Below are 290 nucleotides of genomic sequence, written 5' to 3'. Positions count from 1 at the left end.
ATAGTAAACATTGGATATTCCCTTCTCCTGAAACGATTGCCAATTTACATGTAGAGGATCTCAAAAACTTAAAAATGACGACTAGAAAATGCGAATATGTAATAGGTATTGCAACGCTTATTACAGAAGGAAAATTATCAAAAGAATCTTTACTGCAAATACAAGATGTGCAACAAGCTGAAAAACAATTAACTGCAATACATGGAATAGGACCGTGGACTGCCAACTATGTTTTAATGCGCTGCTTACGATTTCCTTCCGCTTTTCCCAGTGACGATGTTGGCTTGCAC

Annotated in this window: 1 protein-coding gene; it reads left to right on the top strand. The window is 36.9% G+C overall.

The features are described 5' to 3' along the window. Nucleotides 1-290, top strand: a 290-nt coding sequence (locus ACSG5Z_RS31485; RefSeq protein WP_435712915.1) for a DNA-3-methyladenine glycosylase family protein, incomplete at both ends; no start/stop codon positions are given.

Source organism: Bacillus pretiosus (assembly GCF_051294775.1).
GTDB classification, from domain to species: domain Bacteria; phylum Bacillota; class Bacilli; order Bacillales; family Bacillaceae_G; genus Bacillus_A; species Bacillus_A wiedmannii.
Note: the sequence above shows the minus strand (reverse complement) of the source record. Positions and strands in the feature narration are given on the sequence as shown.